The following is a 21,339-nucleotide window of genomic DNA, read 5'->3' as shown; positions in this document are numbered from 1 at the left end:
CATCACCACCAGTACTTGCCGAAGTTTTCAGGGTTGGCCCAGAACTTGGCATTCAGCCAGTCCGGTACCTGCTTGTAGTCATGTAGATCATAGGTGAACAGGCTCAATACCTGCTGGTCACGGCGGAATTTCTCGCTGGCCGACAGGGCCAGGGCAAAGAAATCGGTGTCTTGCCAGCCACAGGCGGGCAGGTCGGCCAGCACCGCGACCCGGCTGGCATTGAGGTTGCGAATGCCGCCGAGCAATTCCAGGCCGGTGCGTTTGGGCAGGTGCTCCAGGCAGTCGACCAGTACCGCCAGGTCAAAGCGCTGGGCGGCCAGTTCGGCCGGCAGCGGGCCTGGGTCGGCCGCGGCGATGGTTACCTGTGGATGCGCCTGGGCGAAGGCGTCCAGCGCCGGGAAACGCGTGCCCACCAGCAGCAGGCGTTGCGGAGTGAAGCGCTCGAGCAGGGCCGCCAGGGCCTGCTGCGGGGTGCGCTGGGAAAAACCGTCGGTCATTGGCAATCCTCGTTGAAGTCGTCCAAGACTAGCGGGCCGCAGCGTGCGGGCAAAGAGGCATGTGATTGTGTCGTGGCTTATTGCTGGCAGGGATCAAATGCTCGGTCTTTAATCCCTGAGATCGGCCTTATGCCGATTCCCCCTAGGAGAAGCAATGAAATGAGCATAGTACGCACAGCGATACCCCTGGTTCTGCTCACCAGTGTGTTGACTGGTTGTGCAGGTTTGCAAAAGACCGACTGGCCGAAGTGTGCTGCCGTCGGGGGTGTAGGCGGCGCTGCCCTGGGCGCCATCGAGAGCTCCAGCTGGGCTGGTTGGGGCGCGTTGCTGGGCGGTGGCCTGGCGGCGGGCTATTGCTGGGCCCATGGCGATGGCGACGAGGATGGCGACGGCGTGCCGGACAGCCGTGACAAATGCCCTGGCACCCCGCGCGGTGTGCAGGTCGATGCCAACGGCTGCCCACCGGAGCCGGCCGCGGTGGTCGAGGAAGTGGTGGTGCAGAAGGAAGAAGTCATCGTCATCCGCGATGTGCACTTCGAGTTCGACTCTGCGCGCCTGACCGCCAGCGACAAGGAGCGCCTCAACACCATTGCCACGCGCCTGAAACAGGAAGCGCCGTCCGCCCGCCTGAGCGTCAGCGGCCATACCGACAGCGTCGGCTCCGACAGCTACAACCAGAAACTGTCCGAACGCCGAGCCCACTCGGTGACTGATTACCTGGTCGAGAGCGGTGTGCCGCGCAGCAGCTTCGTGTCGGTGGTCGGTGCCGGTGAAACCCAGCCGGTGGCAGACAACGCCACGGCCGACGGGCGTGCCATGAACCGCCGTACCGAGATCAAGATCCAGCGGTAGAACGGCGTGCGCCCGTGCCTTGAGCAGTGGCACGGGCGTGTCTTCACGGCGCTCAGCCGTTCGTGGCCAATGACACTGGAGCATTCACCATGAGTGTGATTCACCGACGGTGGCCAAGGTCAGCGTGATCGGGCATACCGACAACGTGGGTTCCGACAGCTACAACCAGGCACTTTCCGAACGCCGCGCCAGCAGCGTGGCCGTTTACCTGATCGGCCAGGGCCTGGAGCCCGGCAAGGTCACCAGCCAGGGGCGCGGCGAGAGCGAGCCGCTTGCCGACAACGAAAGCGAGGAGGGCCGCGCCCGCAACCGACGGGTGGAGCTGCACCTCAACTGAGTGGTGCTGGCGCCAGTCTCGGCATTGCGGTTAATGTTTGTCGCACGGCCCGCTCGAACGGGCCGTCTCGACATAACAACAATCCATGGGGGCGGGATATGAGGTTCATCCTGGGCTTGGGCAAGGTCCTGACTGTCGCTTTCTGGGGTGTGGTGCTGTTCAATCAGTTGATGCCACAACCGTTGCCCTTCAACCTGCTGATCAACGCCGCCGGCATCACCTTGCTGGGCCTGCACCTGCTCGAAGTGCTGTTCTTCAATGGCAGCCTGCGCGGGCGCAGCCACCGCTGGTTCGATCGTCTGCAGATTCTGTTGACGGGTATCTTTCATGTCATGTCCATCCCCCGTGTGCAGGAGGCGCCGCGAAATGCGTAATCTGATGTTACTGGCCATGCTGGCTGCTCCACTGGCCCAGGCCGAAAGCCTGGAGGTCGCTGCCAATTCCATGCTGCGCCTGCCCGACAAGTCGGCCAGCGTGCACCTTGCACAGCTGCGTGTCGCCGATGCTGCAACCTTGCTGCTGCCTGCCACGCTCGCCGAATTGAAGGTCGACCAGCTGGAGCTGGGGCGCGATGCGCGTATCGCCATTGCACCGTCCGATAGCCCGTTGCTGATCGAGGCGCGCAGCGCGCGGCTGGGTGAGGGTAGTGAATTCAGTGCGCCGGGAGCGGCGGGCACTTACCAGCGGGGAGCGCGGTCCGGCCGCAGCCTGGACCTGAAGCTGGCGGAAGTGGATGCCGAACGCCTTGCAATCGATGCCCGTGGCGGTGCCGGTGCGCCGGGGTACGTGGGGCTCGATGGTGCCAACGGCCAGGCCGGTGGCTGCACCTGGGGCCAGGCCAGCCGCGGTGCCAACGGCGATGACGGCGGCAACGGGCACGATGGTGCGCCGGGTGGGCGCGTCCGCCTGAGCCTGCCGCAGGGCTTCCCGCAGGAACGTATCGTTGTGCGCCTGGACGGCGGCGCGCCGGGCAAGGCCGGGGCTGCCGGCAAGGCCGGTAAAGGCGGGGCTAGCAAGGGTTGCCTGGTGTACCGCACAGACGCCGGTGCCAACGGCCGGGCGGGGCAGCCGGGCCAGCCTGGGTTGGCGGGGGCTGCAGGTGAGCTGATTCTGCAACGCCTCTGAACAGTGTGGGAGCGGCCTTGTGTCGCGAAAGGGCCGCGTAGCGGCCCCAATGGTTTATGCGTAGACGCTGAAATTCGGGGGCTGCTACGCAGCCCTTTCGCGACACAAGGCCGCTCCCACAGGGAATGCGCAAGCTTTGAGATTCTGAACAAGATAGTTGCCCCGCAAAGGGGCGTGGTAGCACTCAGATCATCAGCCGCGAGCTGGCCACTGCGACCACCGCCAGACCCAGCAGCAGGTTGATCCCCACCATCCGCCGAATCCGCCCCAGCACTGCCGCACCTGCCGGCCAGTCCTCGGCCTGCACCGCCGCCCTCAGCTCCGGCAACAGCAACGCCTGGATGCGCATGAACAGGGCAAACATGGCGATGCCCCCACCGATCATCACCTGCACGTACTTCGGTGCAGTCTCGAAGCCGCTGAAGCGCATGTGCAACATGCCGATACCACTTATCGCCAAAATCGCCACCGCCAGCCAGACCCAGCCGAAGAAGCGTCGGAAAACTTCCACCCACAGGCGCAGCCGGGCAGGCCCTTCAAGGGCTGCAACCGTTGCCGGGCGCAGTACCAGCCAGGCGAAGAACATGCCGCCCACCCACACCAGGGCGGCCAGGACATGCAGTGTGTAGGGCAGGGCAAAGGCAAGCATGCGGATCTCCATGCGGCATAAAGGGCAATAGCGGGGTATGATAGCCGCCCCATGCGCAACACTGAAAATATATCCAGCCCTCCGGGCGCCTGCAGACCATGATCAGCAACGAACTCAAAGCCACCATCCAGGGCGCCTATACGCGTTTTCTCGAAGCCAAGAGCCTCAAGCCGCGCTATGGCCAGCGCCTGATGATCGCCGAAGTGGCCAAGGTGCTCGGCGACATTGCCTGCGACGAAGAAGGCCGCCGTGCCGGCGAGCCTGCCGTGGTGGCAGTGGAGGCGGGCACCGGTACCGGCAAGACGGTGGCCTACAGCCTGGCTGCGATTCCGGCCGCCAAGGCCGCCGGCAAGCGCTTGGTGATCGCCACCGCCACTGTGGCGCTGCAGGAGCAGATTGTTTTCAAGGACCTGCCCGACCTTATGCGCAACAGCGGGCTGAACTTCAGCTTCGCCCTTGCCAAGGGCCGTGGCCGCTACCTGTGCCTGTCCAAGCTCGACATCCTGCTGCAGGAGGGCCATGCCCAGTCGGCCACCGCCCAGCTGTTCGAGGAAGAAGGCTTCCACATCGAAGTCGACGAGCGCAGCCAGAAGCTGTTCAACAGCATGATCGAGAAGCTTGCCGGCAACCGCTGGGACGGTGACCGTGACAGCTGGCCCGAAGCCCTGGAGGACCAGGACTGGGCGCGCCTGACCACCGACCATAGCCAGTGCACCGGCCGTCATTGCCCGAACTTCCAGCAGTGCGTGTTCTACAAGGCACGCGAAGGCATGGGCAAGGTCGATGTGATCGTTACCAACCACGACATGGTGCTGGCCGACCTGGCCCTTGGCGGCGGCGCGGTATTGCCCGACCCGCGCGACACCATATACGTGTTCGACGAAGGCCACCACCTGCCGGACAAGGCCATCGGCCATTTCGCCCACTATTCGCGCCTGCGCTCCACTGCCGACTGGCTGGAGCAGACCGCCAAGAACCTGACCAAGCTGCTCGCCCAGCACCCGCTGCCTGGTGACCTGGGCAAGTACATCGAGCAGGTGCCGGAGCTTGCGCGGGAAGTGCGTACCCAGCAGCAGTTCATGTTCACCCTGTGCGAGCAGATTGCCGACTTCCGCCCCAGCGAGGACAACGAAGGCCGTGAGCGCCCGCGCTATCGCTTCGAAGGTGGCGTGGTACCGGAGCAGATTCGTGAAGTGGGCATCGAGCTGAAAAAGGGTTTTGCCCGCCTCAACGACCTGTTCACCCGCCTGGCCGACCTGCTCAAGGAAGGCATGGACGGTGAGGTCAACATCGGCATCGCCAGCCACCAGGCCGAGGAGTGGTACCCGCTGTTCGGGAGCCTGGTCACCCGTGCTCAGGGCAACTGGGAGCTGTGGACGGCCTTTACCGCCGAAGACCCGGAAGACAGCCCGCCCATGGCTCGCTGGCTGACCCTGGCCGAGAGCGGTGCGCTGTTCGACATCGAAGTCAACGCCAGCCCCATCCTGGCCGCCGAAATGCTTCGCCGCAGCCTGTGGAGCGTGGCCCATGGCGCGCTGGTGACCTCGGCAACACTGACCGCTCTGGGCAAGTTCGACCGCTTCCGCATGCGCTCGGGGTTGCCGCGTGACGCGGTCACCTGCGTGGTACCCAGCCCGTTCGTGCATGGCGATGCCGGCCTGCTGCGGGTCCCCGACCTCAAGGCCGACCCGCGCGATGCGGCGGCGCATACCGCTGCGATCATCCGCGAACTGCCGAACATTGTCGAAGATGCCCGCGGCGCGCTGGTGCTGTTCTCCTCGCGCAAGCAGATGCAGGACGTGTTCGATGGCCTGGACCGGGACTGGCGCAAGCTGGTGCTGATCCAGGGCAACCTGTCCAAGCAGGAAACCCTGAACAAGCACAAGGCGCGGGTCGACGATGGCCAGCACAGCGTGCTGTTCGGCCTGGCCAGCTTTGCCGAGGGTGTCGACCTGCCGGGTGCCTACTGCGAGCATGTGGTAATCGCCAAAATTCCCTTTGCCGTGCCCGACGACCCGGTCGAAGCTGCATTGGCCGAGTGGATCGAGGCTCGCGGCGGCAACCCGTTCATGGAAATTGCCGTGCCTGACGCCTCGCTGCGGCTGATCCAGGCCTGCGGCCGCCTGCTGCGAACCGAACAGGATCGCGGTGTCATCACCTTGCTTGACCGGCGCCTGGTCACCCAGCGCTACGGCAAGGCTATTCTCAATGCGCTGCCGCCGTTCCGGCGGGAGATTTCCTGACCGCCGGAGCACTTGCTCCGGCGCGTTGTCCATTACTCAGTCGTGGGCCCATGAGGGCCCTGAAGGAGAGCCCAAGCCTTATGGTCCGCCGTACCCTGCCCGCCGTTTTCGCCTTGTTGTTCAGCTCGCCCTTGCTGGCTGGGCAGCAGACGCTATTCAGCTTCGTGCGCCCGGCCTCGGTGGTCAACGTGGCGACCGAAAACGCCGGCATGCCGCAGTACAATGCGGAGCAGACGGCCGAAGGCGAAGTGCTGCGGCGCGTGGTGTTCAACCCGGCCGAGCGGCCGACCCTGCGCCTGAGCCCGCAAAGCGGTGTATGGGACTGGTCCGGCGGGCAGTTCCTGACCTTGCGCCTGCAAAGCGCGATGGATTGGGCGCTGACGGTGGATGTCACGGTGCAAGGCAGTGATGGGCGCATGTTGACCAGCCGCATCGATCTTCCGGCCGGTCCTGCACAAACCGTGATGGTACCGCTGACGGCCAGCTCGCCGCTGAGTCAGGGCATGCGCGTCGGCCCGCCGATGCCCTGGAACCATGGCGGCCAGCGCCTGCTGCTGACCAGCAGCGCCGGCGCGGTCGACCTCAAGCAGGTGGCGTCGGTCAGCCTGAGTATCCCCAACCCCAACGTGGCGCAAAATCTGCTGATCGAACGTGTCGGCATCCAGGATGACGACCAGCCCTACAAGGCGGCCTATCAGGAGCTGATCGATGCCTATGGCCAGTCCACCCGCGGCCATTGGCCAGAAAAGGTTGCCAATGACGAGCAGCTCAAGGCGGCCGACGCGCGCGAGCAGCAACAGCTCAAAGGCTGGCTGGCAGAGCGCGGCAAACAGCAGCTGGACGCATACGGTGGCCTGCTGGCCGGCCCGGCGTTCGAGGCCAAAGGCTTCTTCCGCACCGAAAAGCGTGACGGCCGCTGGTACCTGGTAACGCCCGAGGGGCATCCGTTCTATTCCCTGGGGGTGAATGCCGTGGCTGCGGATGGCGGGCGTACCTACGTTGCCGGGCGTGAGGGGATGTTCAAGGCGTTGCCGGGCGAGGGTGATGCACTGGCAGCATTCTATGGTGATGGCAACAACGACGATGGCAACCCTTCGTCGCAAGGGCGTAACTTCAAGCAAGGGCGCTGGTTCGATTTCTATGCCGCCAACCTGCAGCGCACCCATGGCAAATCTTGCCCGCCCGCGGTAGAAGGGCAGCCGGCCAGTTGCCCGCCGGTGGCGCTGGATAGCGCCCGCTGGCAGGCGCATGCGCTCGACCGCCTGCAGGCCTGGGGTTTCAACACGGTAGGCAACTGGAGCGAGCCGGCTCTGGGTCAGGCCAGGCGCATGCCGTACACCTTGCCGCTATCGATCGTGGGGGATTACGCCAGCATCAGCACCGGCATGGACTGGTGGGGCCGCATGCCCGACCCGTTCGACCCGCGTTTTGCCATGGCCACCGAGCGCGCCGTGGCCATCGCCGCCCGCGATCACCGCGACGACCCCTGGCTGATCGGTTATTTCGCCGACAACGAACTGGCCTGGGCTGCCCCAGGTAACGACCCGAAGGCGCGTTATGGCCTGGCCTACGGTACCTTGCGCCTGACCACCGATGTACCGGCCAAGCGCGCCTTCCTCAAGCAGTTGCGTGACAAGTACCGCAACCAGGAAGGGCTGTCCAAGGCCTGGGGGATCGAGCTGGCGGCCTGGGAACTGATGGAAGACCCGGGCTTCGAGGCACCGTTGCCCAACCCGGAGCACCCGGAAATCGAGCGTGACTACCAGCACTTCCAGCAGGTGTTCGCCGAAACCTACTTCAAAACCATTGCCGACTCGTTGAAGTGGCATGCGCCCAATCACTTGCTGCTGGGCGGCCGCTTTGCCGTCAGCACGCCGGAGGCGGTCAAGGCCTGCGCCGAGTTCTGCGATGTGCTCAGCTTCAACTTCTATACCCTCAAGCCGCAGGACGGCTACGACTTCGCCCGCCTGGCCGAACTGGACAAGCCGGTGTTGGTGTCCGAGTTCCAGTTCGGCTCGCGCGATCGCGGGCCGTTCTGGCCGGGGCCGCTGGAAGTAGCGCGGGAAGAAGACCGTGGCCCGGCTTACGGCAACTTCCTCAAGGCGGCCCTGGCACAGCCGATGATCGTTGGCGCGCACTGGTTCCAGTACCTCGACCAGCCGGCCAGCGGCCGCCTGCTCGACGGCGAGAACGGCCACCTCGGGTTGGTGGCGATCACCGATATGCCATACCCAGGGTTTGTCGATGCCGTGCGCAAGAGCAACTTGCAGGCAATGACCAAGCTGCGCGCCCAATTGGAAAAGCCAGCGCCCTAGCCCAGGTTGACGCGGTCTTTTTGTGGGAGCGGCCTTGCGTCGCGAAAGGACTGCGGAGCAGTCCCCTGATTTCAGCGGCGCTGCATAAATTGCCGGGGCTGCTGCGCAGCCCATCGCGACACAAGGCCGCTCCCACAGTGACCACCCAGCCCAAGCCAGTTTGCAAAACGCCAAACTACTGAAACAATGCACACCATTTTCGGAATTGGTCGTACGGAGAACAGCGGGTGCAGATTCAGGGTCACTATGAGCTGAAGTTCGAAGCAGTGCGCGAAGCCTTCGCCGCGCTGTTCGATGATCCCCAGGAGCGTGGCGCCGCGCTGTGCATCCAGGTTGGTGGCGAAACCGTGGTCGACCTGTGGGCCGGCAGTGCCGACAAGGACGGCCAGCAGGCCTGGCACAGCGACACCATCGCCAACCTGTTCTCCTGCACCAAGACCTTCACCGCCGTCACTGCCCTGCAACTGGTTGGCGAGGGCAAGCTGGCCCTGGATGCCCCGGTGGCCAACTACTGGCCCGAGTTTGCCCAGGCAGGCAAACAGGCGATCACCCTGCGCCAGCTGCTCAGCCACCGTGCCGGCTTGCCGGCCATCCGTGAGCTGCTGCCGGCCGAGGCGCTGTATGACTGGCAGGCCATGGTCGATGCGCTGGCTGCCGAAACGCCCTGGTGGACACCCGGCACCGAGCACGGCTATGCCGCCATTACCTACGGCTGGCTGATCGGCGAACTGATCCGCCGTGCCGACGGCCGCGGCCCCGGCGACTCGATCGTGGCCCGTACCGCTCGGCCCCTGGGGCTGGATTTTCATGTCGGCCTGGCAGACGATGAGTTCCATCGCGTAGCGCATATCGCCCGTGGCAAGGGCAACGCCGGCGACGCTGCGGCCCAGCGCCTGCTACAGGTGACCATGCGCGAGCCAGAGGCATTGTCGACCCGTGCCTTCACCAACCCGCCGGCGATCCTGACCAGTACCAACAAGCCGGAGTGGCGGCGCATGCAGCAGCCAGCCGCAAATGGCCATGGCAATGCGCGCAGCCTGGCGGGCTTCTATGCCGGGTTGCTGGACGGTAGCCTGCTCGAATCCGAACTGCTCGACGAACTGACCCGTGAGCACAGCCTCGGCCAGGATCGCACCCTGCTTACCCAGACCCGTTTTGGCCTGGGCTGCATGCTCGACCAGCCCGATGTGGCCAATGCCACGTTCGGCCTCGGGGCCCGCGCCTTCGGCCACCCAGGCGCTGGTGGCTCGGTCGGTTTCGCTGACCCGGAACACGATGTGGCCTTCGGTTTCGTGGTCAATACCCTTGGCCCTTATGTGCTCATGGACCCGCGAGCCCAGAAACTGGTACGTGTCCTTGCCAGTTGCCTTTGATCGGGTAATGCGGGTATTGCCCCATCCCTTTGACTATCCTCAATGCCAACGCCTGAAGGGCGTAGGCAAAATTTCTTTCTATTTCATGGTGTATCGCTGATGTCTTCACACAAAACCTTAGCACTCGCCCTGTGCCTGACCGCCGTTACCGGCTGCGCCAGCCACCCCCAGGACGGCTCGAAGGACAGCGCCTCGAGCTGGTGGCCCTTCGGTTCGGACAAGGTTGCCGAGCAGGAAGTGAAGCAAGCCGTCACGGAAAACGTGGCCAAGGCCGACGCCAAATCCGACAACGCCAGCCGTTGGTGGTGGCCGTTCGGCGGTGAAGATAAGCAGGCAAAGGGGCCGGTGGTGCCGAAGATCGACCAGAAGGCCACCCAGGCCTGGCTGGACGAGTACGAGCCCAAGCTGCGTGAGGCGATCAAGGGCAGCAAGCTGGAGCTGGAGCGCCGTGACAACGTGCTGGCCGTAACCATCCCGGTGGACAGCTCGTACAACCCCGATCGTCCTAACATGCTGCTGCCGATGACCCTGGGCCCGATCACCCGGGTGGCCAAGACTGTCGAGGGCGATACCAAGACCGCCGTGCTGGTGCTTGGCCATGCCGACAGCAGCGGTGTGGCTGCCGCCAACCAGAAGCTCAGCCTGGAGCGCGCCGCTTCGGTGTCGGCCATCTTCCGCCTCAGCGGCCTGCAGCGTGACCGCCTGAACCTCAAGGGCATGGGCTCGGAAATGCCGCGCGCCGCCAACGACAGCGCCGAGGGCCGTGCCCTGAACCGCCGTGTGGAAATGTTGCTGACCCCGCAGAACACCATGGTCGCCCTGCTGGCCAAGTACCAACAAGCTGCCCCGGCGCGGGCCCCGATGGTAGCGGTGCAGGACGTCAAGGCGCCTGCCGCCAAGCCTGCCGAAAGCAAACCGGCCACCAAGGCTGCGGCGAAGAAACCTGTAACCAAAGCCAAGGCCAAGGCGCCAGCCAAGACCACGGCCAAGAAAAAAGCCGCGCCGGCCAAGCCCGTCGCCAAGAAAGCTACCACTGACAAGAAAGTAGCTGCCAATAGCCCTGCGAAGACCAACTGATCGTCAAGGAACGCAGCAATGACCCAATCCCTGGCCGATATGCGCCGCGACTACACCCGTGATGGCCTGGCCGAAGCCCAGGCCCCGGGGGAGCCGTTCGCCCTGTTCCACCAGTGGTTCGCCGATGCGGTGAAAACCGAGCAGGCACCGGTGGAAGCCAACGCCATGACCTTGGCCACTGTCGATGGTGAAGGCCGCCCTCATTGCCGTATCTTGCTGCTGAAGGGGCTCGATGAGCGTGGTTTCACCTTCTTCACCAACTACGATAGTGCCAAGGGCCAGCAACTGCTGGTCAATCCTTTCGCCGCCATGACCTTCTTCTGGCCCGCGCTGGAGCGCCAGGTACGCATCGAAGGGCGGGTGGAAAAGGTCACGCCCCAGGAGTCTGACGCGTACTACCAGGTGCGCCCGCTGGGCAGCCGCCTGGGGGCTTGGGCGTCGCCGCAAAGCCAGGTGATTGCCGGTCGCGAGGAACTGGAGGGGCTGGTCAAGGCCACCGAGGCGCGCTTCTCCGACACCCAGCCGCATTGCCCGGAGCATTGGGGTGGGTATCGGTTGCTGCCTGAGCGCATCGAGTTCTGGCAGGGGCGGGCGAGTCGCCTGCATGACCGACTGAACTACCGGTTGGTCGATGGGCAATGGCTGCGGGAGCGGTTGGCGCCCTGAGGTTCCGGGGGCTGCTGCGCAGCCCATCGCGACGCAAAGCCGGCTCCCACAGGTACAGCGCAGACCCAATCTGTGGGAGCGGCCTTGTGTCGCGAAAGGGCCGCAAAGCGGCCCCGGCAATCTCCAAGGCTACACCGAATACCCCGCAGCCTCCCGCTCCAACCACCCCGCCAACTGCTTGCGCCCCACCTTCTCCACCCGCGCCTGCTCCAGCCTTTGCAGCATATACGCGCGTTTTCCCGGGTCCGCCCCAGCCAGCGACAACGCCAGGTCACGGTCCATCCAGCGGCGCATGCGCACATACAACCACCAGTGGAAGTACAGCCCCGCAACGGTGGTGACCACGACGATGAAGTAATCCATGGCTATCCTTGGTCTCACTTGAAAGGCCTCGACACAGCCACGCAGGCTGTCCCTTGGCTGAATGAAAACAATTTTATTACGTTTGTACCGTGACAGCCGTCAACGTGCAGCGTCTAATGAGCACCTGACTTATGGAGACTTTACCCATGCGTAAATCCGCTTTGCTGGTGGCGACCTTTACCACCATGTCGCTGTTGCTGGGTGGCTGTGCCTCGAGCCTGACCGGTGACAGCTACTCCCGTGATGAGGCCCGCCGCGTGCAAACCGTGCGCATGGGCACCATCGAGTCCCTGCGCCCGGTCAAGATCGAGGGCACCAAGACCCCGATCGGTGGTGGCGCTGGCGCCATCGTCGGTGGCGTGGCCGGTAGCGCCGTGGGCGGTGGGCGTGGCAGCATCGTTGCCGCCGTGATCGGTGCCGTTGCCGGTGGCCTGGCCGGTTCCGCCGCCGAAGAAGGCCTGACTCGTACCCAGGGTGTCGAAATCACCGTGCGTGAGGATGATGGCAGCATGCGTGCCTATGTGCAGGCCGTGCAGCAGAACGAGATCTTCCGCGTTGGCGACCGCGTGCGCATCATGACCGTTGATGGCACCAGCCGCGTCACGCACTGACCGTAGCCCAACAAGAAAAACCCCGACATGGCGCTCGCCAGTCGGGGTTTTTTCATGCTGCGGCCAGGTCAGCCGACGTTGGGCTTGCGGCTGGCCATGGCGGTTACCGCATAGCCGATCACGGCGGCGAAGAACGAGCCGGTGAGAATACCCATGCGGTCCATCCCGGCGTAATCACTGCTGCCAGGCACAAAGGCGAGCGAGCCGACGAACAGGCTCATGGTGAAGCCGATACCGCAAAGTATCGCCACCCCAAGCAATTGCCCCCAACTAGCGCCGGCAGGCAGCGCGGCCAGGCGTAGCTTGATCGCGACCCAGGTCAGGCCGAAGACACCCACGGTCTTGCCCAGCAGCAGCCCGACGGTGATGCCCAGTGGCACCGGGTGGGTGAAGCTTTCTACGGTCATGCCTGCCAGCGATACACCGGCATTGGCGAAAGCGAACAGCGGCAGGATGGCGTAGGCGACCCAAGGATGCAGGGCGTGTTCCAGGGCGAGCAGTGGCGAGCGTTCGGCATGGCGCGTGCGCAGCGGGATGCACAAGGCCAGGGCAACCCCGGCCAAGGTGGCATGCACACCGCTCTTGAGTACGCAGACCCAAAGGATCAGGCCAACGACCATGTACGGCCCGAGCTTGACCACGCCAAGCCGGTTCATGGCCACCAGCACTACCAGGCAGGCGGCGGCCAGCAGCAGCGACACGCTCGACAGGGTGCCCGAGTAGAACAGGGCAATGACGATGATCGCACCCAGGTCGTCGATGATCGCCAGGGTCATCAGGAACAGTTTCAGCGACACCGGCACACGCTTGCCCAGCAGGGCCAGTACGCCGAGGGCGAAGGCGATGTCGGTGGCGGTGGGGATCGCCCAGCCGGCCACGGCCGCCGGGTTGTCACGGTTGATGAACCAGTAGATCAGTGCCGGTATTACCATGCCGCCCACGGCGGCGGTGGCAGGCAGGATCACCTGGGAGGGCTTGGACAGGTGGCCGTCGACCACCTCGCGCTTGACCTCCAGGCCGATGAGCAGGAAGAACAGCGCCATCAGGCCGTCGTTGATCCACAGCAGCAGCGGTTTGGCAATTTGCAGCGCGCCGACCTGGACAGCGACGGGCACGTCGAGCAGGCCGCTGTACAGGTAGGACAGTGGCGAATTGTTGATGACCAGGGCCAGGATGGCTGCAGCGATCAGCAACAGGCCACTGGCGGCTTCGAGCTGGAAGAAGCGGGTGAACAGGCTACGCACGGGCTATAGGCTCTCCATGAGCAGTTGAAGATGGAACGGGCATACACCCTAGCCTGTGACGATATTCTTTCAAACAAAAACTATATTCGTTTTTGTTATATGGTGTTACTGGCTGGGCTGAGGGAAGCCTAGATGCAGATGGAGAAGGAAGGGGGAGGGAAAGTCTGATATCTGGGTTGGATAATCCTGATTCCTGTCAGGGCCTATTCGCGGGCTTGCCCGCTCCCACAGGTTCTGCGCCACATTCAGATCTGACGCGGCACTTGTGGGAGCGGGCGAGCCCGCGAAAGGGCCCTCGCAGGCAACAGAGGATCAGAGGCCGAGCATATCCCGCGCCACCGCCTCGGCAATGCGAATCCCATCGACCCCCGCGGACAGGATCCCGCCTGCATACCCGGCCCCTTCACCCGCCGGGAACAGCCCCTTCAGGTTCAGGCTCTGGAAGTCCTCACCGCGGGTAATGCGCAGCGGCGACGAGGTGCGGGTCTCGATCCCGGTCAGCACTGCATCATGCAGGTTGTAACCCTTGATCTGCCGGTCGAACGCCGGCAGCGCCTCGCGAATGGCCTCGATGGCGAAGTCCGGCAGGCTCGGCGCCAGGTCGCCCAGGGTCACGCCCGGTTTGTAGGACGGCTCGACACTGCCCAGCGCAGTCGACGGCCGACCGGCGACGAAGTCACCCAGCAGCTGCGCCGGGGCCTGGTAGTTGCTGCCGCCCATCACGTAGGCGTGGGCTTCCAGGCGTTCCTGCAGCTCGATGCCGGCCAGCGGGCCACCCGGGTAATCGCGCTCGGGGTCGATGCCGACGACAATGCCGGAGTTGGCGTTGCGCTCGTTACGCGAGTACTGGCTCATGCCGTTGGTAACCACCCGGCCTGGTTCGCTGGTGGCGGCGACCACGGTGCCGCCCGGGCACATGCAGAAGCTGTACACCGAACGGCCATTCTTGGCGTGGTACACCAGTTTGTAGTCGGCGGCACCGAGTTTCGGGTGGCCGGCGTACTTGCCCAGGCGCGCCTTGTCGATCAGCGTTTGCGGGTGCTCGATACGGAAGCCGACAGAGAACGGCTTGGCTTCCATGTACACGCCCTTGGCGTGCAGCATGCGGAAGGTGTCGCGGGCACTGTGGCCCAGGGCCAGCACCACATGGCGCGAGTGCAGCTGTTCGCCACTCTCCAGCACCACGCCGGTCAGTTGCCCATCCTCGATCAGCAGGTCGGTGACCTTCTGCTGGAAGCGCACTTCGGCGCCGAGGGCGATCATGTCCTGACGCATCTGCTCGACCATGCCGGTCAGGCGGAAGGTACCGATGTGCGGCTTGTTGATATACAGGATCTCGTCCGGCGCACCGGCCTTGACGAACTCTTCCAGTACCTTGCGGCCGTGGTGCTGCGGGTCCTTGATCTGGCTGTACAGCTTGCCGTCGGAGAAGGTACCGGCGCCGCCTTCGCCGAACTGCACGTTGGATTCCGGGTTGAGCACGCTCTTGCGCCACAGGCCCCAGGTGTCCTTGGTGCGCTGGCGCACTTCCTTGCCGCGCTCGAGGATGATCGGCTTGAAGCCCATCTGTGCCAGCAACAGGCCGGCGAAGATGCCGCACGGGCCGAAGCCGACCACGATCGGGCGTTCCTGCAGTTCGGCAGGGGCCTGGCCGACGAACTTGTAGGTTACGTCTGGCGCCGGGCCAATGTTGCGATCGTCGGCGAACTTGCTGAGCAGTTCGGCTTCGTTGCTGGCTTCCAGGTCGATGGTGTAGATGAACAGCAGTTCGCTGTTCTTCTTGCGCGCATCGTAGCTGCGCTTGAACAGGTTGAAGCTGAGCAGTTGCTCGTCGCGGATGCCCAGGCGCTGGACGATGGCTTCACGCAGGGCTTCGTCGGGATGGTCCAGGGGCAGCTTCAGTTCGGTGATTCGTAGCATGGCAGGGTCCAGTATCCCGGCCATGGGCGGCCGGCGGCTTTACACAAACCGCCAAGTATAAGCTGTTCGCCACCCGGACTGGCAGGATAAAAGCGCCCGGCGATCAGTTGTCGCGTGCGCCGCCGTAGTAGCCGCAGCCCTGCAGGGTCTTGCCGTCGATGCGCAGTTCGGCGCGCAGGTGGTGGATGGCACCGGTGGCGGTATCCACGCAGCGTTGCGGCGCGACCCACAGCTCCACGTGCTGGCCGTTGGCTTCGCTGGTCAGGGTCAGGCCGCCACCGGGCACTTCTTCTTCCAGGAAGGGCAGGGGCAGGGGTTCCTGGCCGACGCGGTTGAGCACCATGCCTTTGCCGCTGGCCTTGATGTCCCATTCCGGCTCGTGGCCGTTGGCGCGCAGGGTCAGCTGCTTGAAGTTGGGGTCTTCACAGGCGCGGGTGGAAGGTTCCAGGCGGTAAAGGCGGCGTACTTCCAGCTGGCCGTCGTTGTTGGCCTGCCTGCTGCCGGTGAGGCGGCCACGGACGTCGGCGAACAGCTTGTCGTTGGCATCCTTGGCGAGGTTGGCGGCTTCCTGCAGGATGCCGGTGGCGGCGACGTCGTTGATCACGAAGGTACGGTTTTCGCTGCACGGCTTGAACAGCAGCTGGCCACCGGCGGCACGCAGCTCGCCCTGCATGCGCGTGGTGCCGATGTTCGGGTCGCTGGGGGCGTCAGCCATCAGCTGGCAACCGGCGAACAGGGGCAGCAGGGCGGTGAGCAGCAGGGTGGGGGTGAGGCGCATGGGGCGGGCTCCGGGGGAATCTTTTGCCAAGGAGCTGGCCACGTTACTCAGGCTTTGCCGGGATCACAAGTTTTCGGTCAACTGTGCTGGCTTCTTCGCGGGTAAACCCGCTCCCACAGGGGTAGCGCAAGGCTTGAGTGTGGCGCCGTACCTGTGGGAGCGGGTTTACCCGCGAAGAGGGCTGCACAGGCGACACAAAACCGGCAGGCAGAAAAAAGGGCCCGAAGGCCCTTTTTCCGATCACCCCCCCAGGTACGCGTCGCGCACTTTCGGGTCGGTCAGCAGTGCTTCACCTGTCCCCTGCATCACCACCCGGCCGTTCTCCAGCACGTACGCCCGATCAGCAATCTTCAGCGCCTGGTTGGCGTTCTGCTCCACCAGGAACACCGTCACGCCATCACGGCGCAGTTGTTCGATGATGTCGAAGATCTGCTGGATGATGATCGGCGCCAGGCCCAGCGACGGCTCGTCGAGCAACAGCAGCTTGGGCTTGCTCATCAGCGCCCGGCCAATGGCGAGCATCTGCTGCTCGCCACCGGACATGGTGCCGCCACGCTGGATATAACGCTCCTTCAGGCGCGGGAACAGCTGCAGCACCTTGTCCAGTTGCTCCTGGTAATCGCCCTTGTCGGTGAAGAAACCACCCATCGCCAGGTTTTCCTCGACGGTCAGGCGGGAGAACACACGGCGGCCTTCCGGCACCACTGCGATGCTCTTGCGCATGATGTGCGAGGACGGCTGGCCGACCAGCTCTTCACCCAGGTACTTGATGCTGCCGCTGTGCGCCTGCGGCGAGCCGCACAGGGTCATCAGCAAGGTCGACTTGCCGGCACCGTTGGCGCCGATCAGGGTAACGATCTCGCCCTGGTTGATCTCCACGTTGACGCTGTGCAGCGCCTGGATCTTGCCGTAGAAGGTGGAAACGTTTTCGAACTTCAGCATTTACGCTTCCCCCAGGTAGGCTTTGATCACGTCAGGGTTGTCGCGGATCTCTTCCGGCGTGCCGTGGGCCAGGGGGGTGCCCTGGTTGATCACCACGATATGGTCGGAAATGCTCATCACCAGCTTCATGTCGTGCTCGATCAGCAGCACGGTGACGTTGTGCGATTCGCGCAGGTAGGCGATCAGCGCCTTGAGGTCTTCGGTCTCCTTCGGGTTCAGGCCGGCCGCCGGTTCGTCGAGCATGATGATGCGCGGCTGGGTCATCATGCAGCGGGCGATTTCCAGGCGGCGCTGCTGGCCGTAGGCGAGGGTGCCGGCGGTACGGTTGGCGAACTCGGTCAGGTTGACCTTCTCCAGCCAGTACTGCGCGCGCTCCATGGCCTCCTTCTCGCTGCGGCGGAAGTTCGGGGTCTTGAACAGGCCGGCGAAGAAGTTGGTGTTGAGGTGGCGATGCTGGGCGATCAGCAGGTTTTCCAGCGCGGTCATTTCCTTGAACAGGCGCACGTTCTGGAAGGTCCGCACCACGCCCTTGCGGGCGATCTGGTGCCCGGCCAGGCCCTGGATCGGCTGGCCATCGAGCAGGATGGTGCCGCCGCTGGGCTTGTAGAAGCCGGTCAGGCAGTTGAACACCGTGGTCTTGCCGGCGCCGTTCGGGCCGATCAGTGCCACCACCTGTTTTTCCTTGACGGTCAGGCCCACGCCGTTGACCGCCAACAAGCCGCCGAAGCGCATGCTCAGGCCGCTGACTTGCAGAATTTCGCGGCTCATCGACGCAGCTCCATGTGTGGACGTTGCATAGGCAGCAGGCCTTGCGGACGCCAGATCATCATCAACACCATCAGCGCACCGAACATCAGCATCCGGTATTCGCTGAACTCACGCATCAGCTCGGGCAGCAGGATCATCACGATGGCCGCGAGAATCACGCCCAGTTGTGAACCCATGCCGCCAAGCACGACGATGGCGAGGATGATCGCCGACTCGATGAAGGTGAACGACTCCGGCGTCACCAGGCCCTGGCGCGCAGCGAAGAAGCTGCCGGCGAAACCGGCGAAGCAGGCGCCCAGGGTGAATGCCGACAGCTTGATCACGGTCGGGTTCAGGCCCAGTGCACGGCAGGCGATCTCGTCTTCGCGCAGGGCTTCCCAGGCGCGGCCGATCGGCATGCGCAGCAGGCGGTTGATCACGAACAGCGCCAGCAGGGCCAGCAGCAGGGCCACCAGGTAGAGGAAGATGACCTTATTGATCGAGTTGTATTCCAGCCCGAAGAACTCGTGGAAGGTCTGCATGCCCTCGGCGGCACGGCGTTCGAAGGTAAGGCCGAAGAGCTCCGGCTTGGGGATGTTGCTGATGCCGTTGGGGCCGCCGGTCCAGTCGGTGAGGTTACGCAGGAACAGGCGGATGATCTCGCCGAAGCCGAGGGTCACGATCGCCAGGTAGTCACCGCGCAGGCGCAGCACCGGGAAGCCGAGCAGGAAGCCGAAGGTAGCGGCCATCAGGCCGGCGATCGGCAGGCATACCCAGAAGCTCCAGCCCAGGTAGTGCGAGAGCATGGCATAGCTGTAGGCGCCGACGGCGTAGAAGCCGACGTAACCGAGGTCGAGCAGGCCTGCCAGACCGACCACGATGTTCAGGCCCAGGCCCAGCAACACGTAGATCAGGATCAGCGTGGCAATGTCGACCGCACCGCGCGAACCGAAGAACGGCCACACCAGTGCCGCGACGATCAGGCCCAGGATCACGTAGCGCTGGGTCTTCGGCAGGGTCAGGTAGTTGCTGACGGCCGGCGGGATCAGCTTGCGATCCGAACGGCGGCCCATCACCGAACTCCACTGCTTGTCGAACAGCACACGCAGGAACATCAGCACCGAACATACGGCAATGATGCTGATGGTGAACGAGCCCTGGCTGTGCACCACCAGGCTGATGCCGTCGATGCTCAGTTTCAGGCCCAGTACCGGGAAGGCCACGGCCCATACCAGCAAGGCGCTGAAGAACGCCTGTTTGAGATTTCTGTTCATACTTTTTCAACCTCCGGGCGGCCCAGGATGCCGGTCGGCCGGAATAGCAGGACAAGAACCAACAAGCCGAATGCCACCACGTCCTTGTACTGGTCGCCGAAGATGTCGGCACCGAACGCTTCGGCCACGCCCAGCACCAGCCCGCCGAGCATGGCGCCCGGAATGCTGCCGATGCCACCCAGCACCGCCGCGGTGAAGGCCTTCAGGCCCACCAGGAAACCGGCGTTGGGGTTGATCACCCCGTACTGCATGCTCAGCAGCACGGCCGCCACCGCCGCCAGGGCGGCACCGATGACGAAGGTGAGGGCGATGATGTTGTTGGTGTTGATGCCCAGCAGGTTGGCCATCTTGATGTCCTCGGCACAGGCGCGGCAGGCGCGACCCAGGCGGGAACGGGAGATGAACAGGGTGAGGCAGGTCATGGCCACCAGGGTGACCACGAACACCAGGATCTGCATGTAGCTGATCAGTACTTCCTCCGCGCCGCCCGGCCCGAAAGAGAAGCTTCCGGGGATCAGGTTGGGGATGGACTTGTCCTTGGAGTCTTGCGACAGCAAGACGGTGTTCTGCAGGAAGATCGACATGCCGATGGCGGAAATCAGCGGGATCAGACGGTTGCTGTTGCGCAGGGGGCGGTAGGCAACCCGTTCGATGCTGTAGCCATAGGCACTGGTGACGAAGATCGTCGCGACGAAGGCGACGGTCATCAGGATCGGCAGCGAATGGATACCCATCATGGCCAGGCCCGCCAGGGCGATGAAGGCCACGTAGGAACCGATCATGTATACCTCGCCGTGGGCGAAGTTGATCATGCCAATGATGCCGTACACCATCGTGTAGCCGATGGCGATCAAGGCATAGGTGCTGCCGATGGTCAATCCATTAACCAGTTGTTGGAAGAAATGGTAGATCTCAGGCATTACAGCGCTCCTAAAAACCTGATTTGCATTTCGCTGGCGGGGGTACGGCCAGGAAACCGCGGGTGACGGTTTTAAGATTTTCAGGTGAACCCGCCCCCGGATCGCGGGGATCAGGCCCATGAACCTCGTAAAACAAAGCCCACTGCTCGCACAGTGGGCTTCTACGGTCAGCTATTAGTCACGCAGTTACTGAGGGGAGACTTCGGTCTTCGGCTTGCCGAAGTGCCATTCGTAGACCACGAACTTGAAGTCTTTCAGGTCGCCTTTGGCGTCGTAGGACAGGTCACCGGTCGGGGTCTTGAAGGTGCCGGCGTGGATGGCTTCGGCCACCTTCTCGGCGTCTTCGGACTTGGCGGCCTTGATGCCCTGGGCGATCAGCTCGACAGCCGAGTAGGCCGGGAACACGAACGGGCCGCTTGGGTCCTTGCCGTCAGCCTTGATGGCGTCGACGATCTTCTTGTTCGCAGGGTCCGCGTCGAACGACTTCGGCAGGGTCACCAGCAGGCCTTCGGAGGCGTTCTGGGCGATCTGCGAGATGGAGTCGTTACCCACGCCTTCCGGGCCCATGAACTTGGCTTTCAGGCCCTTTTCCTGAGCTTGGCGCAGGATCAGGCCCAGCTCTGGGTGGTAGCCGCCGTAGTAGACGAAGTCGACGTTGTTCTGCTTGAGCTTCTGGATGATCGAGGAGAAGTCCTTGTCACCGGCGTTCAGGCCTTCGAACACGGCAACCTTGGTGCCTTTGCCTTCCAGGGTCTGCTTGACCGCGGTAGCGATGCCTTCACCGTACTGCTGCTTGTCGTGCAGGACAGCGACCACCTTCGGCTTGACGTGGTCGGCGATGTAGTTGCCGGCAGCCGGGCCCTGGGCGCTGTCCAGGCCGATGGTACGGAAGATCAGCTTGTAGCCACGGGCGGTGATTTCCGGGGAGGTGGCGGCTGGGGTGATCATGATCACGCCTTCGTCTTCGTAGATGTCGGACGCAGGCTGGGTGGAGCTGGAGCACAGGTGGCCGATGACGAACTTGACGCCGTCGTTGACCACTTTGTTGGCGACTGCAACGGCCTGTTTAGGATCGCAGGCGTCGTCGTATTCCTTGGCTTCGAGCATCTTGCCATCCACGCCGCCCGCGGCGTTGATATCCTTGATGGCTTGCTTGGCGCCGATGAACTGCATGTCGCCGTACTGGGTCACAGGGCCGGTCTTGGGGCCTGCAATCCCGATCTTGATGGTATCGGCGGCAAACGAATGGCTGGCTACCCCTGCCAGAACCATTGCGGCGAACAGCTTGGAAATCTTGATCATAGTGCTCCACTCATTCTGTTGTAATTCTTATAGTCCTGGCGGCCAGGGCTACAGACCGGGCGGGATTTGCGGCGTGGCCATGCCAACGCGCAAGCCCACCTTCC

General features: G+C 63.9%; 20 protein-coding genes and 1 pseudogene. 10 read left to right on the top strand and 11 right to left on the bottom strand.

Annotated elements, in window-relative coordinates:
* Positions 1-2: 2 nt before the first annotated feature.
* Positions 3-497, bottom strand: coding sequence for a DUF6231 family protein (locus JV551A3_RS25220; protein ID WP_133974961.1), 495 nt, complete (start codon positions 495-497; stop codon positions 3-5).
* 159 nt (positions 498-656) lie between these two features.
* On the opposite strand from JV551A3_RS25220, the gene JV551A3_RS25215 reads away from it, so the two are divergent.
* From JV551A3_RS25215 to JV551A3_RS25200, 4 genes and pseudogenes are all read left to right on the top strand, one after another.
* Complete coding sequence (locus JV551A3_RS25215; protein ID WP_087500242.1) at positions 657-1,349, top strand: OmpA family protein; 693 nt, start codon at positions 657-659, stop codon at positions 1,347-1,349.
* Positions 1,350-1,446: 97 nt separating this feature from the next.
* A pseudogene (locus JV551A3_RS25210) lies at positions 1,447-1,686 on the top strand (OmpA family protein); the annotation flags it as partial.
* 98 nt (positions 1,687-1,784) lie between these two features.
* On the top strand, positions 1,785-2,060 hold the full coding sequence (locus JV551A3_RS25205) for a DUF1145 domain-containing protein (RefSeq protein ID WP_023663398.1): 276 nt from the start codon (positions 1,785-1,787) through the stop codon (positions 2,058-2,060).
* On the top strand, positions 2,053-2,811 hold the full coding sequence (locus JV551A3_RS25200; protein WP_133974957.1) for a collagen-like protein: 759 nt from the start codon (positions 2,053-2,055) through the stop codon (positions 2,809-2,811). Before JV551A3_RS25205 ends, JV551A3_RS25200 begins: the two co-directional genes overlap by 8 nt.
* A gap of 184 nt (positions 2,812-2,995) precedes the next feature.
* Here JV551A3_RS25200 and JV551A3_RS25190 read toward each other — a convergent pair whose 3' ends face one another.
* A complete protein-coding gene (locus JV551A3_RS25190; RefSeq protein WP_133974953.1) occupies positions 2,996-3,460 on the bottom strand; it encodes a CopD family protein in 465 nt (154 codons plus the stop codon).
* A gap of 98 nt (positions 3,461-3,558) precedes the next feature.
* On the opposite strand from JV551A3_RS25190, the gene dinG reads away from it, so the two are divergent.
* The 5 genes from dinG to pdxH all read left to right on the top strand — a co-directional run bounded on the left by dinG (position 3,559) and on the right by pdxH (position 11,134).
* Positions 3,559-5,703: an ATP-dependent DNA helicase DinG gene (gene dinG / locus JV551A3_RS25185; RefSeq protein ID WP_133974951.1), complete on the top strand. Its 2,145-nt coding sequence runs from the start codon at positions 3,559-3,561 to the stop codon at positions 5,701-5,703.
* An 80-nt stretch (positions 5,704-5,783) separates the two neighbouring features.
* The gene (locus JV551A3_RS25180; protein ID WP_133974949.1) at positions 5,784-8,018 is read left to right on the top strand and encodes a beta-galactosidase; all 2,235 of its coding nucleotides are present in this window, start codon (positions 5,784-5,786) and stop codon (positions 8,016-8,018) included.
* Between the two features lie 227 nt (positions 8,019-8,245).
* On the top strand, positions 8,246-9,391 hold the full coding sequence (locus JV551A3_RS25175; protein ID WP_133974947.1) for a serine hydrolase domain-containing protein: 1,146 nt from the start codon (positions 8,246-8,248) through the stop codon (positions 9,389-9,391).
* A 99-nt stretch (positions 9,392-9,490) separates the two neighbouring features.
* Positions 9,491-10,468 carry an OmpA family protein gene (locus JV551A3_RS25170; protein WP_133974945.1) on the top strand — a complete coding sequence of 326 codons (978 nt, stop codon included), beginning with the start codon at positions 9,491-9,493 and terminating at the stop codon, positions 10,466-10,468.
* 18 nt (positions 10,469-10,486) lie between these two features.
* Complete coding sequence (gene pdxH / locus JV551A3_RS25165; RefSeq protein WP_133974943.1) at positions 10,487-11,134, top strand: pyridoxamine 5'-phosphate oxidase; 648 nt, start codon at positions 10,487-10,489, stop codon at positions 11,132-11,134.
* Between the two features lie 129 nt (positions 11,135-11,263).
* On the opposite strand, the gene JV551A3_RS25160 is transcribed toward pdxH, so the two are convergent.
* Complete coding sequence (locus JV551A3_RS25160; protein ID WP_133974941.1) at positions 11,264-11,497, bottom strand: hypothetical protein; 234 nt, start codon at positions 11,495-11,497, stop codon at positions 11,264-11,266.
* 146 nt (positions 11,498-11,643) lie between these two features.
* Here JV551A3_RS25160 and JV551A3_RS25155 point away from each other — a divergent pair, with 146 nt between their 5' ends.
* Complete coding sequence (locus JV551A3_RS25155; protein ID WP_013973925.1) at positions 11,644-12,108, top strand: outer membrane lipoprotein; 465 nt, start codon at positions 11,644-11,646, stop codon at positions 12,106-12,108.
* A gap of 68 nt (positions 12,109-12,176) precedes the next feature.
* Here JV551A3_RS25155 and nhaA read toward each other — a convergent pair whose 3' ends face one another.
* The 8 genes from nhaA to JV551A3_RS25110 all read right to left on the bottom strand — a co-directional run bounded on the left by nhaA (position 12,177) and on the right by JV551A3_RS25110 (position 21,235).
* Positions 12,177-13,352, bottom strand: coding sequence for a Na+/H+ antiporter NhaA (gene nhaA / locus JV551A3_RS25150; RefSeq protein ID WP_133974939.1), 1,176 nt, complete (start codon positions 13,350-13,352; stop codon positions 12,177-12,179).
* A gap of 312 nt (positions 13,353-13,664) precedes the next feature.
* Positions 13,665-15,272, bottom strand: coding sequence for an NAD(P)/FAD-dependent oxidoreductase (locus JV551A3_RS25140; RefSeq protein ID WP_133974937.1), 1,608 nt, complete (start codon positions 15,270-15,272; stop codon positions 13,665-13,667).
* Positions 15,273-15,375: 103 nt separating this feature from the next.
* The gene (locus JV551A3_RS25135; RefSeq protein WP_025340360.1) at positions 15,376-16,050 is read right to left on the bottom strand and encodes a COG3650 family protein; all 675 of its coding nucleotides are present in this window, start codon (positions 16,048-16,050) and stop codon (positions 15,376-15,378) included.
* Between the two features lie 240 nt (positions 16,051-16,290).
* Positions 16,291-16,992 carry an ABC transporter ATP-binding protein gene (locus JV551A3_RS25130; protein ID WP_013973921.1) on the bottom strand — a complete coding sequence of 234 codons (702 nt, stop codon included), beginning with the start codon at positions 16,990-16,992 and terminating at the stop codon, positions 16,291-16,293.
* Positions 16,993-17,760 (bottom strand): high-affinity branched-chain amino acid ABC transporter ATP-binding protein LivG, encoded by a 768-nt coding sequence (livG, locus tag JV551A3_RS25125; RefSeq protein ID WP_025340358.1) that lies wholly within the window; start codon positions 17,758-17,760, stop codon positions 16,993-16,995.
* On the bottom strand, positions 17,757-19,013 hold the full coding sequence (locus tag JV551A3_RS25120) for a high-affinity branched-chain amino acid ABC transporter permease LivM (protein ID WP_133974935.1): 1,257 nt from the start codon (positions 19,011-19,013) through the stop codon (positions 17,757-17,759). Before JV551A3_RS25120 ends, livG begins: the two co-directional genes overlap by 4 nt.
* Positions 19,010-19,933 carry a high-affinity branched-chain amino acid ABC transporter permease LivH gene (gene livH / locus JV551A3_RS25115; protein ID WP_025340356.1) on the bottom strand — a complete coding sequence of 308 codons (924 nt, stop codon included), beginning with the start codon at positions 19,931-19,933 and terminating at the stop codon, positions 19,010-19,012. The genes JV551A3_RS25120 and livH overlap by 4 nt, the downstream gene beginning before the upstream one ends.
* 186 nt (positions 19,934-20,119) lie before the next feature.
* Positions 20,120-21,235, bottom strand: a complete 1,116-nt coding sequence (locus JV551A3_RS25110) for a branched-chain amino acid ABC transporter substrate-binding protein (RefSeq protein WP_112250663.1) — start codon at positions 21,233-21,235, stop codon at positions 20,120-20,122.
* Positions 21,236-21,339: the final 104 nt, after the last annotated feature.

Source organism: Pseudomonas inefficax, assembly GCF_900277125.1.
Taxonomy (GTDB): domain Bacteria; phylum Pseudomonadota; class Gammaproteobacteria; order Pseudomonadales; family Pseudomonadaceae; genus Aquipseudomonas; species Aquipseudomonas inefficax.
Note: the sequence above shows the minus strand (reverse complement) of the source record. Positions and strands in the feature narration are given on the sequence as shown.